Source organism: Acetobacter okinawensis JCM 25146, assembly GCF_000613865.1.
In the GTDB taxonomy this organism is placed as follows: domain Bacteria; phylum Pseudomonadota; class Alphaproteobacteria; order Acetobacterales; family Acetobacteraceae; genus Acetobacter; species Acetobacter okinawensis.
In genome coordinates this window covers 1-16,925 of sequence record NZ_BAJU01000048.1, presented here as the reverse complement: position 1 = coordinate 16,925, position 16,925 = coordinate 1, and the positions used below count along the sequence as shown (strand labels likewise).

The following is a 16,925-nucleotide window of genomic DNA, read 5'->3' as shown; positions in this document are numbered from 1 at the left end:
GCGTGCGGCCAGCCTGCGGGCAGTGGGGGCCGCATCTGCCGCGCGCTATTACGCAAGCCTGCTGGGCCAGCCCCAGCGCGTGCTGATGGAAACCCCCACAACAGGACATAGCGAGCAGTTTGCACCAGTCCGCCTGAGTGGCGCCGAGGCTGCGGTGGGGGATATTCTCTCCCTCCTGCCGGTCGCGGTGGAAGAGGGCGGTCTGGTGGCGGAAAGGATCTAGAATGGCGCTTGGTTTTTTCTCCCGTCTCAAGGAGGGGCTGTCGCGCTCCACCCAGAAGCTGGGTGGGGGCCTGACGGGTATTTTCACCCGCCGCAAGCTTGATGACGAGGCGCTCGAAGAGCTGGAAGACCTGCTGATTACCGCAGACCTCGGCCCCGGCGTGGCCCAGAAGGTGATCGAGTCCTTCCGCTCCTCCCGCTTTGGCACCGAGGTCACGGATGAGGAGATCCGGCAGGCTTTGGCGGAGGAAATTGCCAGTATTCTGGAGCCGGTTGCCGTACCGTTTGCGCCCGACCCCACGCACAGCCCGCATGTGGTGCTGGTGGTCGGGGTCAACGGCGTGGGCAAGACCACGACCATTGGCAAAATGGCCCGCTTTTTTTCCGCACAGGGCAGCAAGGTCATGATGGTGGCGGGCGACACGTTCCGCGCCGCCGCCGTGGAGCAGCTCCAGATATGGGGCGAGCGCACGGGCTGCCCGGTTATTGCAGGCCCGCCGGGGGCAGATGCAGCGGGCCTTGCGTACGAAGCGCTCAAGCGCGGCAAGGCCGAAGGGGCCGATCTGCTGTTTGTGGATACCGCAGGGCGGCTGCACAACAAGTCGGCCCTGATGGAGGAGCTGGCAAAAATTATTCGCGTCATGCGCAAGTTTGACGAGAGCGCGCCCCATTCGGTCCTGCTGGTGCTGGATGCGACCACGGGGCAGAATGCGGTGGAGCAGGTCCGTGTTTTTCGCGAACTTGTGAATGTGAGCGGGCTGGTGGTGACCAAGCTGGACGGCTCGGCTCGTGGCGGCATTGTGGTGGCGCTGGCCGATGGGTTCGGCCTGCCGGTGCATGCTGTGGGCGTGGGCGAACAGGTAGAGGATCTGCGGCCTTTTTCGGCTGTAGACTACGCGCGCGGGCTGGTTGGCCTGCCCGCAACGGAGTAACTGGCGGGGTGGCGCATATGCCGCGGGGCAATATTTTGGACCACAAGCCTGCTAAGGTTTCTTGACAGGATATGGTAGCCCCGTTAGCAAGCGCCTGCACCCCCTGTGGAGGTGCGAAGTATGGGCGAGGGAAAAGACGATTCCTTTAACGCCAGATTGCAGTCGGCAGAGCGCCGCTACGGTCTGGTCAAGGAGGAAAAACCACCGCTAGACGCCAGTGTGGAGGCCGACAGGTCGCTTGCGGCGATAGCGTTCAGAGCCGGGACAGAAATGCTCGCGGGGCTGATTGTGGGAGTTGCCATCGGGTGGGGGCTGGATCACTGGCTCCATACACGGGCGTTGTTCCTTGTCATCTTTGCACTTTTGGGTGGTAGCGCCGGAATGCTGAATGTTTGGCGTCTGGTCAGGACGATGGACGTAAAGTAAGAAGCTGAGGCCCGACACGCGATTCGGGCAGGTCTAGGAGAGCGGTTGTGGCGGGCGGTTCCAGCATTAACGTACTTGAACAGTTTGAGCTCCACCCCGTTCTTGGCGGGCTGGGCGAGGCTCTGCGCTTCAGCCAGTCACCGCTGTACATGATCGCGGCTGTCTGCCTTGTTCTTGCGTTCCTGTACTTTGGCATGCGCCCCGCAGCGGTTGTGCCCGGTCGGCTTCAGGCCGCAGCCGAGGTCTGCTACGAATTCATTCACAACATGGCCGTGGATACGATCGGGCCGGAAGGTGCAGCCTTCTTCCCGTTCATTTTTACCCTGTTCTTCTTCATTCTGGCGGGGAACTACATCGGGCTTCTGCCGTTCTCCTTCACCTTCACCAGCCATATTGCTGTCACCTTCGCCATGGCGTTCATGGTGTTCCTGCTGACGGTTGTGGTCTCGCTCAAGGTGCAGGGTCTGCGGTTTTTCGCACACTTCATGCCAGATGGCGCCAGCCCCTTTCTGGCACCGCTGCTGATCCCGATCGAGATTCTCTCGTTCCTCTCCCGCCCCGTGAGCCTGTCTATCCGACTGTTCGCCAACATGGTGGCCGGGCACGTCATGTTCGATATTTTCGCAAGCTTCGTTATCATGCTCGCCGGTTTTGGCGTGGTGGGTGACGTGTTTGCGATCGGGCCCATCGCCATTAACGTGGCGCTTATGGCTCTTGAGTTGCTTGTTGGGGTATTGCAGGCCTATGTGTTTGCCATCCTGACGTGCATCTACCTGCGGGAGGCCGTGGCTCACTGAGCTGCTTTGCCCGTTTCGTTTGAAACTGTCTTGAAACAAGGAAGTGACTGATATGGACATCGCTGCAGCCCGGGAAATCGGTGCAGGTATCGCCGTTATCGCCCTCGCCGGCGTTGGTATCGGCCTCGGCAACATCTTCTCCACGCTGGTCAGCAGCATTGCCCGTAACCCGGCGGCTCGCCCGCACGTGTTCGGTCTGGGCATGCTCGGCTTCGCACTGACAGAAGCTATCGCCCTGTTCGCGCTGCTGATCGCATTCCTGATCCTCTTCGTCTGAGATCGGGAAAACAAGAGGAGACATTCCTGTGGGTGTGATTACGAAGACAGTTCGTGCCGGACTGCTTGCAACGGTCTGCGGCGTTTCTTTGCTGGCCGTTTCGGCACCTGGTGCATACGCCACGGGAATGCCTCAGCTTGACTTTGCCAACCCGCTAGTGACCGGTCAGGTCATGTGGGGGGCAATTATTTTCTTCGTCTTTTATCTTGTTCTCAGCAAGGCCATGCTGCCGGGTGTTGCCCGCGTTCTGCATGACCGTAGCCAGCGTATTACAGGTGACCTTGAGGTCGCCCGGTCCGCTAAACAGGATGCTGACAAGGCCGTAGCCGAACTCCAGCAGGCCCGCAAAGATGCCATGGCAGAAGCCCAGGCGCATCTTCAGAAGGTTCTGGACGAGGAACATCGTGCGGCTGACCAGCAGATGCAGGAAATTAACGCACGTCTGGCCTCCGAAATTGCGGATGCCGAAAAGAACGTTGCGGCAGAAAAAGCGCGGGCCTTGAGCGCGCTTAAAGAAATTGCGGCCGATACCACGCAGGCGCTGGTCCACCGGCTGACGGGTGTTGTGCCAGACGCCCAGCTTGTTGCCCGGAATGTTGAAAGCGCATCTGCGCACCGCAGCATTATCTGATCCGTTCTCAGGGGAATTTTAGTCATGACTGACATTTTTCATGTGGCGGGTTTTTGGGTCGCTGTCTCGTTTGTCCTGTTCTTTGTCCTGGCGGGCAAAAGCTGTGGGCCCCTATTGCGACCGTTCTGGACAACCGCGCCAACCTGATCCGTGAGGAACTGGACGAGGCAGCCCGCCTGCGCCGCGAAGCCGAGCAGATGCTTGAGGACGCAACGCGTGAGCGCGAACAGGCTCTGGCGGAAGCCAAGTCCCTTATCGAGCAGTCCCGCGTTAAGGCGGATGAGATGGCCAAACAGGCCCGTGCCGAAGCAGAGGCCGCCGTGCGCCGCCACGAGCAGATGGCGCGTGACCGGATTGCCGCTGTTGAGCGCGCTGCGGTCAAGGAAGTGCGCCAGCTTGCCATTGATGTGGCTGTCAACGCTGCGCACAGCATTATCCCCCAGACCATTGATGCACAAAAAGCCTCTGCTCTGGTTGATCAGGCTCTGGTTGACCTGCCTGCCGCGTTCTCCCGTCAGGCAGCCTAGTCTCATCTCCCTTCAGGGATCATATGTATGACACACACGGTGCAAACCTCTGTGTCGCAGGCAAACGATGTTCAGCCCGTGCTGAGCATCGTTATTGCTGTTCTGGACGAGCAGGATAACCTGCCACAGGTCTGCCGCGAACTGGCAGAAGCCTGCGCAAACCTCCCTCCTTCCGAGGTGGTGTTTGTCAATGATGGCAGCCGGGACAACACGGTGGCCGTGCTGCGCCAGCTTAGGCAGGACTGCCTGCCCAACCTGCGCATTCTCTCCCATGATCGGTGTCTGGGTAAATCCGCAGGACTGCGGACCGGCATTACAGCCGCCAGAGGCCAGTGGGTCGCCACCATAGATGGCGATGGGCAGGATGACCCGCGTGAACTGGTTGGCCTGCTTGCACTGGCGCGCTCGGCCAACGGTACGCCCCCGCTGGTGGTTGGGGTGCGCGCCAGACGCAAGGATGGCTGGTCGCGTCGTTTTGCCACGCGCTTTGCCAATGGCCTGCGCCAGCGGCTCCTGCAGGACCACTGCCCGGATACGGGTGCTCCGATCAAGATTTTCCGGCGTGAGGATTTTTTGCGCCTGCCGCAGTTTGAGGGGCTGCACCGGTTCCTGCCTGCCCTGTTTGCCTCTTATGGTGTGCCCTTGCTGTGCCACCCGGTTTCGCACCGTGCGCGGCTGCATGGGCAGTCCAAATACACCAATTTTAACCGTGCCGTAGTTGGGGTGCGGGACCTGCTGGGGGTCATGTGGCTGCGCAACCGCACCCGCCTGCCCAGAGCGGTTGATGAATGCTAGGGACCAGTCGCGGCACCCGCACGCTGCCATGGCGTGTGCTGCTGCTGATTGCTCTGGCGGCTTTTGTGCTGTTCCTGCCCGGCCGTATGAGCACCCCCCCGTTTGACCGGGACGAACCGCGTTATATGGAAGCATCGGCCCAGATGCTGGAGACGCATAATTACATAGACGTGCGTTTTCAGGACAAGCCGCGCTACCTTCAGCCTGCGGGTATTTACTGGCTGGAGTCTCTGGCCGTTAAGGCCGTGGGCATGGAGCATGCCCGCAGCGTCTGGCCGTACCGTATTCCCTCCCTGCTGGCCATGACAGCGGCAGTAGTGCTCACAGCCTTATGGGGGCCAGCCTGTTTGGCCCCATGGCGGGAATTGGTGCGGCGGTGCTGCTGATGGCCTCGGTGCTGGTGGCGGCGGAAAGCCGTATGGCCACCATAGATTCGTGCCTGCTGCTGAGCGTGCTGGTAGCCCAGTTTGCCCTCGTGCGGGCGCTCACTGATCGCGAGGCGGGGCGGATAACGCCTGTCAGCACGGCGCTCCTGTTCTGGGGGGCTGCGGGCTGCGGGCTTATGCTCAAAGGTCCGGTGGTGCTCATTCCCTCGCTGGCCACGCCGCTGGCGCTGGGCTGGGTGGAGCGCAACCTTGACTTGTGGCGCAGGTTGCGACCGTCCTGGGGCTGGCTGGTGGCTGCTGCTGTGGTGCTGCCGTGGTGCATTGCCATTGGCGTGGTCAGCCACGGCGAGTTTTTTCGTCGCTCGGTGGGGGTGAATTTTCTGGGCAAGGTAGCATCCGGGCAGGAGGCGCACGGCCTGCCGCCGGGTTACCATCTGGTGGTGTTTGTGCTGGCCTTCTGGCCCGGCTCTTACTTTGCCGCCAGCGTGCTGCCACAGGTCTGGCGCGAGCGGCGCACCCTGCCGGTGCGCTACCTGCTGTGCTGGATTGTGCCGCACTGGGTGGTGTTTGAAAGCATTGCCACCAAGCTGCCCCATTACGTGCTGCCGACCTACCCGGCCATAGCCATGCTGACCGCAGGCCTGCTCGCGCAGAGTGGGGTGTTGTGGCGCAATGGCCCCCGGGTGCGCTGGGGGCGTGTGCTGCTGGGTGTGTATGTCGTGCTGTGGGGCCTTGTGGGTTGTGCGCTCGCGGTTGCGGGGCCGGTGCTGTTGTGGCGGTTGGAGCATCAGTTCAGCATTCCTGCCGTGGTACTGGCGGGTGGTGTGCTGCCGCTGGTTGGCCTTGCCATGTGGCAGATCTGGCGGGCGGAACTGTGTTACGCCGCTCTGAGCAGCGCTGTGGCGGCGGCATTGTTATATGTGGGGCTGTTTACGGTTGTGGTGCCGCGTTTGCAGAGCATATGGCTCGCCCCCCGGCTGGTGGAGCTGGTGCAGGCACACAAGCCTTGTGCGCAGACACAGGTTTATTCTGTCTCTTTTTCCGAGCCTAGTCTGGTGTTCCTGATCGGGGGCAAGGTGGTGCTGCAAGGGGTGGCACAGGCGGCCCAAGCCATGCGCGAACACCCAGCCTGCACAGCCGCTTTGGTGGATGTGCGTGAGCGCGGGGCGTTCATGCAGGCGCTGGGGGCGGATGCGCCAAAGGCGCGCAGCCGTGGCACGGTCGCCGGGCTGAACTATTCCAACGGCCATGCTATGGCGATCAGCCTTTATACGCTCGACAGTCCGGTGGTGGATTCCGCACACTAAGGCTGTGGAGCGTATCCGCCCCGCGCCCTTGCTGCAAAAAAATCTGCCGTATCCTGCCCCCTATTGCCTGACGTGACACCCGTATGGCCCGGTACCACCGGTTGGAGCAGGGTGTACATGAGCGGGCTGGCAGGGAGTAGCCGCGCAGGCAAACGGGCTGGACTACGCAATGCGCCTATGGCGATGCAGTGCCGTAAAGATCATGACAATTTAGGGAAAAAGAGTGGTGCCCGCTGACGGATTCGAACCATCGGCCCCATCATTACGAATGATGTGCTCTACCAACTGAGCTAAGCGGGCACAGAGTGTGTGCGGAAGGCTGGTTATCATGATGCCTGCGGGCATGCAACACCCAATGCGGGGTAAAAGGCGCTTAACGCCGGTTGTAAGGCATTTTACAGGCCATTTTGGCACGGTTTTGCACAAGAATTGTGGAGCCGTGGGGGGCAGGCAGGGCGCTGGCCGCACTGGCCCGGGTGGTGTGCGTTTGGGCTGTGCCGGGTGTTGTGCCGGGTCTGTGTGGGCGTATGTGGCGGGGGCCGGGCCGCAAAGGCGCTGCACGCAGGTCTGTATGGCAGGGGTGGCATACTGTTTTTTCAGTTACAGTCAGGGCGGTTGGTATTAAGAACATAAGGTGATGAACGCAACGCAAGTCATGGCCCTGTTGCAGGAGGCCCTGTTCCCCGGACAGAATGTGCCTGTGGATGAGGAGCAACACGTCCGGCTTTTGCGCGGGGTGGTGGAGTGCCCGTGCTGCGGGCATTACCAGATTCTGCCCGAGCTTGCGCCGGGTACGCAGGCACGCTGCTGCCGGTGCAACCAGTTGCTGGACCGGCGCAACCGTACATCTCCCATTGCCACACCGCTGGCGTTCTGCATCAGCTCGGCGGCCCTTTATCTGGCCATGCTGGCTTCTACCCTTATGATGCTCGACCTGTACGGTCGCCAGCGTACGGTCAATATCCTGACCGGCCCGATCGAACTGCTGCATGAGGGCTGGGGCGAGGTGGGTGTGCTGGTGGCCATTGCCACCATTATTGTGCCGGGTCTGGTCATCGGCATGATGCTGTCCATTCTGGTGGGGGCCTTGCAGCCCAGGCTGCCCTTCTGGGTGCCGCATCTGCTCAAATGGTACGAGCGCCTGCGCCCGTGGTCCATGGTGGAGGTGTATATTCTGGGCGTGTTTGTGGCCTACACCAAATTGTCCGATCTGGCTTACGTGCAGATCGGGGCTGCGGTGTTTCTGGTCTCGGGGCTCATGCTCACCATGTCCGCCACCGATGCCACGCTGGATACGGAGCTGATCTGGGACCGCAGGCAGACTGATCACAGCTTGCGCCGCATGGATAACAGGCGCGTTCGCCTGACGTGCGAGAGTGTGGAGAGCACCGCTACCTTGCCCCCGCCCTCGCACATGGCTCCTGCCTGTCCTGTGGTGTGGTGCTGGCGTTTGGGGAGGCCGTGCCCGCAACCGATGCGCTGGGGTTCTGCCCCCGGTGTGGCCATGTGGTGCGCCGCCGTAAGCCCAATGGCCGTATGCGCGCACTGGCTCTGCTTATTTCTGCCGTGGTGTTTTACCTGCCAGCCAATATCTACCCGGTCATGACCGTGATCCGGCTTGGGGGTGGCTCGGGGCACACCATTATAGAGGGCGCTGTAGAACTGTGGCAGGACGGTATGATCCCGCTCTCCCTGCTGGTGCTGTTTGCCAGTGTGACGGTGCCTGTGCTCAAAATTTTCGGGCTTTTGTTCATGCTGTTCACCACATGGCGGCACTCCGCACGCTGGCTGGTGGGGCGCACCAAGCTCTACCGCGTGATCGATGTGATCGGCCGGTGGTCCATGATTGATGTGTTCATGGTCTCCATTCTGGTGGCCATGGTTCGTTTTAACAGTATGGCCAGCATTACGGCCAACGGGGGCATGGTCTGCTTTGCCGCCGTTGTGGTGCTGACCATTTTTGCCGTGCATGCATTTGACCCCCGCGTCATGTGGGATGGGGTGGGGGATAATGACACACAGGATGATTGCGGCCTTGCCGGTGGGGGAGTGCTCCCCCCCGCGCAGCAGACCGCCGCGTATTTGAACAATATGGAGCCGGACAGGGCGTGAACGACAGGCACAAGTCTTCAGGGCATGGTGAACGTGACAACCAGGATGCGCTGGTGCGCAGGATCCGGTTTTCCATTATATGGGTTATTCCCATTGTTTCGGTACTGATTGCGGGCTTTCTGGTCTGGCGCAGTTTTTTGGATAACGGGCCGGAAATTACCGTTATTTTTGATACCGCCGATGGCCTGACCAGTGGGCAGACGCAGGTCAAGAACAAATCCGTGGTGCTGGGGACGGTGGAGAACATCTCCCTCACCCCCGACCTGCGGCATGTGCGCGTGCTGATCCGCATGAACAAGGGCACCAACGACATGCTGACCGAGAAGGCCCGGTTCTGGGTGGTGCGTCCGCGCATTAACGGGGCCAGCATTACCGGGCTGGAAACGCTCATGTCGGGTGCGTATATCGCCTTTGATCCGGGACTGGACGCCAGTGGCCAGACATCCGGCCAGCATGTGGACCGGTTCGAGGGGCTGGAAGCCCCGCCGGGCATGCGCTCGGACCAGCCGGGGCAGACCTACACGCTGGTGGCTAACAACATTGGCTCCATCGGGCAGGGGGCTCCCGTGTTTTTCCGCGATGTGGATGTGGGGGAAGTGCTGGGTTACACCATGCCGCCGGGCGGGCGTGGGCCGGTGCTGATCCAGATTTTTGTCAAGGAACCCTATGACCATTACCTGAGCGGCAGCACACGGTTCTGGAATGTTTCCGGCGTTAAGGTGGGTTTTGGCGCAGGCGGGCTTAAGGTGCAGTTGCAGTCGTTGCAGGCCCTGTTCTCTGGCGGGGTGGCGTTTGGCCTGCCCCCGCTGGAGGAAGGCAAAGCCCAACGTGAGCCCCCCATGGCCGCCGCCAACACGGTGTTCAAACTCTATGACAGTGAGGAAGACGCCCAGAACGCGGGTTATCATGAGCGTGTACCGGTGGCCACGTACATGACCTCCTCCGTCAAGGGGCTGGCGCCGGGTGCTGTTGTCAGCATGTTTGGCATTCAGGTCGGGAACGTGACGAGTGTGAAGCTGGATATGACCTCCACCCCCGGTCATCCGCGTGTGCGCATTGGCATGGAAATCCAGCCAGAGCGCGTCATAACCTCCAAGGAACTGTCGCATGAGGAGGTCACGGACATGCTGCGCACGCTGGTGGCCAACGGCCTGCGTGCCTCCACCGACAGCGCAAGCCTGCTGACAGGCGAGGGCCTGATCTCGCTCAACTTTGTCAAGAACGCGGGCAAGGCGACCATCAGCATGGAAGGCTCCACCCTTGTCATCCCCGGTCAGCCGGGGGGGATGTCGGGGATTATGGAGTCCGTTTCCACCCTGACCGACCGTCTGGCGGCCATGCCGTTCGAGCAGATTGGCACCAACGCCAACAGCCTGCTCGCCCATGCGGACGAGACACTGACCAGCCCCGATGTCAAACAGGCGCTGGTCAGCCTGCGCGTGTCCATGCAGCATGTTCAGGCACTCACGCAGGACCTGCAGAAGGGGCTTGGCCCACTCAGCCAGCGCCTGCCCGCCATGGCGGAGCAACTGGACCAGATGCTCCACAACGCCAACCGCCTGCTGGCCAGCTATGGTGGCAACAGCGACTTCAAGCGCAATTTGCAGGCCATGGTCATCCAGCTTGGGCAGACCGCGCGCTCGCTGCGCTTTTTGTCCGACTTCCTGACCAACCACCCCTCTGCGCTCATCTCGGGACGATAAGATCATGGCTCGCGTTAAACCTTACGGACTGGCTGGGGCTGGTCTTTCCCGCCGCAATGTTCTGGCTGGTGGGGCCTCGCTGGGGCTTCTGGCGGTCACGCTTGCGGCTGCGCCAATGCGGGGGCTGCGGCTGTACACGCTGGCCGTTGTGCCGGGGCAGCCGCTGGCAGGGGGGCCACGTTATGTGGAGGTGCGCCTGCCCAGCATTGCCTCCGGCCTTGACCGCGACCGGATTGTGACCGCCGACAGCGGTTACCGGCTGAGTGTGTCCAGCGCGGATGCGTGGAGCGATTCCCTTGCCGCCCAGATTGGCCACGCGCTGGCGGGTGATCTGGCCCAGCGCCTGCCCGGCACAGGCGTGTTTGTGGAAAATGACGCCGCCGCCGCCGACCCGCAGGCGTATGTGGAGCTTTCGGTCAGTCGCTTTTCCACCGGACCTTCGGGCCATGTGGAGCTGGATGCCATGCTCTCTGTCCAGCCTGCTGCAGCAGGCGCACCTTACGGGCAGGGCACGCTCCAGCGTGTCAGCCTGAGTGGTGGCCCCGGTGGAAGCACCATGGCCATGGTGCAGGGGCTGAGCCAGTTGCTTGGCCAGCTGGCAGATGTGGCGGCGGCGCAACTCCGCCTGCTCCCGCCTGATGCCCCCAGTGCCGCCACACCCCCAGCAGTGCCGCAGGGTGGGGCAACCCCGGCACGGAGGCCGTAACAGGCCAGACCTTGCGCCTGTAGCGCGTTCCTTTGCACCAGCCCCTGCACATACGTGCGGGGGCTTTTTTTTGGTGATGGCTTTTTTTTGTTATTGCACTACGCTCGCCCCGTTTCTCATCACACGGGAGAGGTCCCATGGCGGATATTACAGGTAAGGTGGCGCTGGTTACGGGTGGTGGTCAGGGTATTGGCCGTGGCATTGCCCTGCGTCTGGCCAAGGATGGCGCGGACATAGCTCTGGTGGACATCCGTGAGGATCGTCTGGCCGGTGTTGTCAAGGAAGTGGAAGCACTGGGCCGCAGGGCCACCAGTTTTATAGCCGACATTGGCGACCGCGCGCAGGTGGCCGCCGCCATTGACCATGCGGAATCCACGCTGGGCAGTTTTGACATTATGGTCAACAACGCAGGCATTGCCCAGATCAAGCCACTGGCGGATGTGACGCCGGAGGAAGTCCAGCGCATTTACCGCATTAACGTGGAAGGCACCCTGTGGGGCATCCAGCTTGCCGCTGCCAAGTTTATTGCGCGCAAAGGCCGGGGCAAGATCATTAACGCCTGCTCCATTGCCGGGCACGAGGGCTACGCCATGCTGGGGGTTTATTCCTCCACCAAGTTTGCAGTACGCGGGCTGACGCAGGCCGCAGCCAAGGAATACGCCTGCCACGGCATTACCGTAAACGCCTACTGCCCCGGTGTTGTGGGGACGGATATGTGGGTGGAAATTGACAAGGAATTTGCCAAGCTGACGGGCGCTCCCGTGGGTGAGACCTACAAGAAGTTTGTGGACGGCATTGCCCTTGGCCGTGCGGAAACGCCGGATGACGTGGCCAACCTTGTCTCGTGGTTTGCTGGCCCCGATTCCGACTACGTAACTGGCCAGTCGATCCTGATTGATGGCGGCATGGTGTACCGCTAAGGGCGGCCCATACGACCATGCGTATAAAAAACCCCGCCAGAGTGTGCCTCTGGCGGGGTTTTTCTGTTCATGGCCCTTAGGGGCGCTATGGCTTAGGCGGCGCCGGGGCCGTATTCGGCATCGTGGTCCACAAGAGCTATGGGGTACTCGCCGGTAAAGCAGGCATCGCAATAGGTGGAGCGGCTGGCGCTGCGGCTCTCATGCCCCATGGCGCGGTACAGCCCGTCGAGCGAGATAAAGGCCAGACTGTCCACACCAATCAGTTCGGCCATTTTTTTCAGGTCGTTCTGGGCGGCCAGCAGCTTGCTGCGTTCTGGCGTGTCGATCCCGTAGAAGCATGAATGCTTGGTGGGGGGGGAGGAGATGCGCATATGCACCTCCCGCGCCCCGGCCGCACGCACCATGTCCACGATCTTGCGCGAGGTGGTGCCACGCACAATGGAGTCGTCCACCAGCACAACCCGCTTGCCGTCCAGAATGGGGCGGTTGGGCGAGTGCTTCATCTTCACGCCCAGGTGGCGGATCTGGTCGGTGGGTTCAATAAAGGTGCGGCCCACGTAGTGGTTGCGGATAATGCCCAGCTCAAACGGAATGCCGCTAGCCTCCGCATAGCCAATGGCCGAGGGTACGCCCGAGTCGGGTACGGGCACGACCACATCGGCCTCGACCCCGCTTTCGTTTGCGAGTTCGCGCCCGATTTCCTTGCGCACGTTATAGACCGGCAGCCCTTCGAGCACCGAATCCGGGCGGGCGAAGTAGATGTATTCAAACACACAGAAGTGGGGCTGCGTGTCCCCGAACGGCGCAGGGAACGCACACCGCTGTCGTTGATGACAACAAGCTCGCCCGGCTCCACATCACGCACGAATTCCGCGCCAATAATGTCCAGCCCGCATGTTTCGGACGCCAGAACCAGGACCCGTCCTTGCCACCTTCACCGGGCAGCCTGCCCAGCACCAGCGGGCGCACGCCCATGGGATCACGCACGCCGATCAGCGCATCTTGCGAGAGCACGACAAGCGAATACGCCCCCGTAACCCGCTTGAGCGCATCAATCAGCCGGTCTTCCACCGTGGCGTAGAGCGATATGGCAATCAGGTGCACGAACACTTCGGTGTCCGTGGTGGACTGGAACAGGCAGCCACGGCGGATCAGCTCGCGGCGCAGCGTGTCTGCGTTGGTCAGGTTGCCGTTATGGGCCACGGCCAGACCGCCAAAGGCGAACTCGGCAAACAGGGGTTGCACGTTGCGCAGCAGCGTAGCCCCGGTTGTGGCGTAGCGGTTGTGGCCAATGGCGCGGGTGCCCTGCAATGTGGCCATCACGCGCGAGTCACTGAACACGTCGCCCACAAGCCCCAGCCCACGGTGGGAGTGGAAGCGGCTGTCCTGCGGGTCAAAGGAGACAATACCCGCTGCCTCCTGCCCACGGTGCTGGAGGGCGTGCAGGCCAAGGGTTGTCAGCGTTGCCGCGTCCTTGGCGTTCCATATGCCAAAGACGGCACATTCCTCTTGCAGGTGGTCCTCGTCCGCACGGACAGGATCGGGGAGGGAAACGGGCAACGTGGAATGGGGGTGCATAAGCGCGCAGGGCCTCCGCAAATGGCTGATACTGGCCGTATGGGGATTACAAGGTGGCGTCATGACCTGTTGGACGCTTTGGCGCAACCCCTTTTGCATCAAATTCCGCCAGATAAGGGTGGATATAGGTTGCGGCAGCCCGAATATAAGGGGTCAATCGTCCATTCGCCTCTATGGCCTCCATGTCCGAAGGCTCCAGCAGCCATTGCCCGGCCATAAACAGCAGCACAACCACACAGCCCCCGCGCACCAGCCCGAACAGCCCGCCCAGCGTGCGGTCCAGCCCGTCCAGCGGGGTGGCGCGCACCAGCCGCACCACCAGTGCGGCCAGCAGATACCCTGCGACCAGAAAAAACAGCAGAACCACGGCAAAGCTTGCCAGTTGCAGCACCGTGGGGGAGTGGATGAAGCGCGCCAGCCACGGCACAGGCACCGCATGGAAGCGAAAAGCGAGCACAAACGCCACAACCCAGCTCAGCAGGCCCAGCGCAAGCTGCGTAAACCCCCGCCACAGCCCATGCAGGGTGGACAGGGCCAGAATGGTCAGGGAAATTGCGTCTATGGCTGCCATGGGCGCAGGTTTACAGGCCCCGAGGGGGTGCGGAAAAGAGGGAAAAATACATAAGGGGCACCAGCTTGCGCGCCCTAGGGCAGTTTGCTGGTGGTAACGCGCCATGGCCGGTCGGGCCTGCCATTTTTTTTGTTCCGGTGGGGTGGCTGGTTGAGCTTGTGTAGCAGGTCAGAGACCTCCACCCGGCGCAAAAGCTCGGTCCACACGTCTGCTTCCTCCACACCGTCCTGTCGCCACATGCCGTACAGGCTTTGCAGGAACAGTGCGCTCTGGAGCACCAGCTCGTCACGCCTGCCGGCAATAAAGGCCGTTGTGCAACTGGTCGCATGCTGGCCCACCTGCACGTACAGTTCCCTGCGCTGCAGGGTAAGGGGCGGAACCGGTTGCGGGCGGGAATAGACCATTATGGATGATGCGCCGCACCATCCCAACAGGTCAATGCCTGCCCGCTCTAGATTGTGAAATATTTGGCGTGTCTGTTCAGCACCACAAGGGCGGAGGTGGACTGCTCGGGGTGGAGCTGGTCCCCATCGGTCAGGGAGACGCCAATACGCCCTGCATCCAGCAGGGAGAGGATGCTGCTCTGCTCCTCCAGCCGGGGGCAGGCGGGGTAGCCGAACGAATAGCGCGACCCACGGTAACCCTGCTGGAGCAGGTCCTCCATGTTGCGTGGGTCCTCGGCTGCAAAGCCCAGCTCCGCGCGGATGCGCTTGTGGGTGTATTCGGCCATGGCCTCGGCCATTTCTACCGACAGACCATGCAGGTAGAGGTAGTCCTGATAGCGGTTTTCCTCAAACCAGTCGCGGGCAATGTCGGAGGCTTTCTGCCCCACGGTCACAACCTGAAGGCCCACAACGTCACGCTCGGGGTCGTTGATGTCGCGCACAAAGTCGGCAATGCACTCGCCATCCGCGCGGGGCTGGCGGGGCAGGGCAAAGCGGGCGGCCTCGGTTATGCCATCGGGTTCAAACAGCACCAGATCGTTGCCATCGCCTGCGGCTTTCCAGTAGCCGTAGCAGGCCTGTGGCTTGAGAATCTGCTCGTCTGCGGCAAGTTTGAGCATGCGGTGCAGAATGGGCCGCAGCTCCTGCCGCGCCCAGACCAGAAACTCGTCCAAAGAGCGGCCCTGCTTACGGAAGCCCCACTGGAACTGGTAGAGTGCACGCTCGTTAAGGAACGGCAGAACCGCCTCTGGCGTGGCTTCAAGCACCCGCGCACCCCAGAACGGGGGGGTAAGGCGGGGTTCATCCGCGTTTATCCGTGCACGGCGGGCGGCGGCTTCGGCCTTGTCTACGGGGGCGTAGCCGCGTGTTTCCGCACTTTCGGGGGTGCGGGCGTTCTTGCGGGTGGCCTTGCCCTCACGCCGCTTCTGTATTGCGGCCAGATAACCGTCAAAGCCTTTCTGGGCGATCTGGTCCATTAAGGTCAGGCCATCAAACGCATCCCGCGCATAGGCCACGCGCCCGGCATCCCCGTAGGCGGCCACGCAGTCTTCTTCCACGTAGTTGCGGGTCAGGGCGGCACCACCGAGCAGGACGGGGGTATCCAGCCCCGCGCGGGCGATTTCCTCAAGGTTTTCGCGCATGATCACGGTGGATTTGACCAGTAGGCCCGACATGCCAATGGCGTCGGCTTTTTCCTTACGGGCGGCCTCGATCATGTCGGCCACGGGGACCTTGATGCCAAGGTTGACCACGCGGTAGCCGTTGTTGGTCAGGATAATGTCCACAAGGTTTTTGCCGATGTCGTGCACATCGCCCTTGACGGTGGCGAGCACGATTGTGCCGCGCTGCTGGCCCTCGGCCCGCTCCATGTGCGGCTCCAGCCATGCCACGGCGGCCTTCATGGTCTCAGCCGACTGCAAAACGAAGGGGAGCTGCATTTTGCCTGCGCCAAACAGCTCGCCCACCACCTTCATGCCGTCAAGCAGCACGGTGTTGATGATGTCCAGCGGGGCCATGGTCTGCATGGCTTCGGCAAGGTCGGCTTCCAGCCCCTTGCGGTCACCATCGACAATGCGGTCCTTCAGGCGTTCTTCCGCTGTTTCGGCCTGCTTGCGCTTGACGGCCTCGGACGCCTTGCGGTCTGCAAACAGGGCGAGCAGGGCCTGCAGGGGGTCGTAGTCCTCTGTCCTGCGGTCAAAGATCAGGTCTTCGGCGACCTTCACCTCCTCCGGAGCGATCAGGTGCAGCGGGCGGATTTTGGAGACGTGGACAATGGCCGCCGTCATGCCCGCCTTGACCGCAAGGTCAAGGTAGACTGAGTTCAGCACCGCGCGGGCGGCGGGGTTCAGCCCGAAGGAGATGTTGGACAGGCCAAGCACGATCTGGATATCGGGGAAGGCATCGCGGATCATGCGAATACCCTCCAGCGTCCACTGGCCCAGCTTGCGGTCGTCCTCCGCCCCGGTGGCGATGGTGAACGTCAGCGTCGATCATCAGGTCCGACTGGGGCAGGCCGTATTTGTTGCACGCAAACTCCACCAGACGGGCGGCAATACGCAGCTTGTCCTCGGGCTTGCGGGCCATGCCCACTTCATCAATGGTCAGGGCGACAACGGCGGCGCCAAACTTGCGCGCCAGCACCATGCGGTCGGATGCCGGGCCTTCTCCATCTTCAAAGTTGATGGAGTTGATGATCGGCTTGCCGCCATGCAGCTTGAGGGCGGCCTCAATGACCGGTGTTTCGGTCGAGTCAATGACCAGCGGCGCATTGACCGAGGAGGTAAAGCGCCGGATGACCTCGTCCATTTCCGCCCGCTCGTTGCGGCCGACAAAGGCGGTGCAGACGTCCAGCGCGTTTGAGCCTTCACGCAACTGGTCGCGCCCTACGGTGACGCAGCCGTCCCAGTCGTGTGCTTCCTGCAGTTCGCGCCATTTTTTGGAGCCGTTGGCGTTGCAGCGCTCGCCAATGGAAAAATACGCGTTTTCCTGCCGCAATGGCACCTGTGAATACAGGCTGGCGACCGAGGGCACCCACACAGCCGTGCGGGCCACGGGGGCCGGGCGGTGGCGGCCTGTGGCCTCCGCACGGCG

General features: G+C 62.0%; 11 protein-coding genes, 1 tRNA gene and 6 pseudogenes. 13 read left to right on the top strand and 5 right to left on the bottom strand.

What is annotated here, in order from left to right; translation table 11 throughout:
• The 9 genes and pseudogenes from JCM25146_RS22565 to JCM25146_RS19550 form a co-directional block, all read left to right on the top strand.
• Nucleotides 1-223: pseudogene (locus JCM25146_RS22565) on the top strand (tRNA (N(6)-L-threonylcarbamoyladenosine(37)-C(2))-methylthiotransferase MtaB); the annotation flags it as partial.
• Nucleotide 224: 1 nt separating this feature from the next.
• Nucleotides 225-1,154, top strand: coding sequence for a signal recognition particle-docking protein FtsY (gene ftsY, locus JCM25146_RS13615; RefSeq protein ID WP_025828686.1), 930 nt, complete (start codon nt 225-227; stop codon nt 1,152-1,154).
• A gap of 120 nt (nt 1,155-1,274) precedes the next feature.
• Complete coding sequence (locus tag JCM25146_RS13610) at nt 1,275-1,580, top strand: AtpZ/AtpI family protein (RefSeq protein WP_025828685.1); 306 nt, start codon at nt 1,275-1,277, stop codon at nt 1,578-1,580.
• 47 nt (nt 1,581-1,627) lie between these two features.
• On the top strand, nt 1,628-2,377 hold the full coding sequence (locus JCM25146_RS13605) for a F0F1 ATP synthase subunit A (protein ID WP_025828683.1): 750 nt from the start codon (nt 1,628-1,630) through the stop codon (nt 2,375-2,377).
• A gap of 52 nt (nt 2,378-2,429) precedes the next feature.
• Nucleotides 2,430-2,654, top strand: a complete 225-nt coding sequence (locus JCM25146_RS13600; RefSeq protein ID WP_025828682.1) for an ATP synthase subunit C family protein — start codon at nt 2,430-2,432, stop codon at nt 2,652-2,654.
• Nucleotides 2,655-2,682: 28 nt separating this feature from the next.
• On the top strand, nt 2,683-3,285 hold the full coding sequence (locus tag JCM25146_RS13595; RefSeq protein WP_025828681.1) for a F0F1 ATP synthase subunit B family protein: 603 nt from the start codon (nt 2,683-2,685) through the stop codon (nt 3,283-3,285).
• A 33-nt stretch (nt 3,286-3,318) separates the two neighbouring features.
• Nucleotides 3,319-3,812: pseudogene (locus JCM25146_RS19555) on the top strand (F0F1 ATP synthase subunit B family protein).
• Between the two features lie 27 nt (nt 3,813-3,839).
• Entirely contained in the window at nt 3,840-4,607 is a 768-nt protein-coding gene (locus JCM25146_RS13585; protein ID WP_025828680.1) for a glycosyltransferase family 2 protein, read from the top strand.
• Nucleotides 4,601-6,300 (top strand): annotated as a pseudogene (locus JCM25146_RS19550) (ArnT family glycosyltransferase). The gene JCM25146_RS13585 and the pseudogene JCM25146_RS19550 overlap by 7 nt, the downstream one beginning before the upstream one ends.
• A gap of 224 nt (nt 6,301-6,524) precedes the next feature.
• Here JCM25146_RS19550 and JCM25146_RS13575 read toward each other — a convergent pair.
• Nucleotides 6,525-6,600, bottom strand: a tRNA-Thr gene (locus JCM25146_RS13575).
• Between the two features lie 355 nt (nt 6,601-6,955).
• On the opposite strand from JCM25146_RS13575, the pseudogene JCM25146_RS19545 reads away from it, so the two are divergent.
• The 4 genes and pseudogenes from JCM25146_RS19545 (at nt 6,956) to JCM25146_RS13550 (ending at nt 11,741) form a co-directional block, all read left to right on the top strand.
• Nucleotides 6,956-8,412 (top strand): annotated as a pseudogene (locus JCM25146_RS19545) (paraquat-inducible protein A).
• Nucleotides 8,409-10,115: a PqiB family protein gene (locus tag JCM25146_RS13560; RefSeq protein ID WP_025828678.1), complete on the top strand. Its 1,707-nt coding sequence runs from the start codon at nt 8,409-8,411 to the stop codon at nt 10,113-10,115. Before JCM25146_RS19545 ends, JCM25146_RS13560 begins: the two are co-directional and overlap by 4 nt.
• 4 nt (nt 10,116-10,119) lie before the next feature.
• On the top strand, nt 10,120-10,821 hold the full coding sequence (locus JCM25146_RS13555; RefSeq protein ID WP_025828676.1) for a PqiC family protein: 702 nt from the start codon (nt 10,120-10,122) through the stop codon (nt 10,819-10,821).
• 137 nt (nt 10,822-10,958) lie between these two features.
• Nucleotides 10,959-11,741 carry an acetoin reductase gene (locus tag JCM25146_RS13550; protein ID WP_025828674.1) on the top strand — a complete coding sequence of 261 codons (783 nt, stop codon included), beginning with the start codon at nt 10,959-10,961 and terminating at the stop codon, nt 11,739-11,741.
• 92 nt (nt 11,742-11,833) lie between these two features.
• Here the strand turns inward: JCM25146_RS13550 and purF are convergent.
• From purF to JCM25146_RS24645, 4 genes and pseudogenes are all read right to left on the bottom strand, one after another.
• Nucleotides 11,834-13,319 (bottom strand): annotated as a pseudogene (purF, locus tag JCM25146_RS19540) (amidophosphoribosyltransferase).
• Between the two features lie 46 nt (nt 13,320-13,365).
• Nucleotides 13,366-13,890: a CvpA family protein gene (locus tag JCM25146_RS13540; protein ID WP_025828672.1), complete on the bottom strand. Its 525-nt coding sequence runs from the start codon at nt 13,888-13,890 to the stop codon at nt 13,366-13,368.
• A gap of 74 nt (nt 13,891-13,964) precedes the next feature.
• Nucleotides 13,965-14,294 (bottom strand): hypothetical protein, encoded by a 330-nt coding sequence (locus JCM25146_RS19535; RefSeq protein ID WP_025828670.1) that lies wholly within the window; start codon nt 14,292-14,294, stop codon nt 13,965-13,967.
• Between the two features lie 47 nt (nt 14,295-14,341).
• Nucleotides 14,342-16,925, bottom strand: a pseudogene (locus JCM25146_RS24645) (vitamin B12 dependent-methionine synthase activation domain-containing protein); the annotation flags it as partial.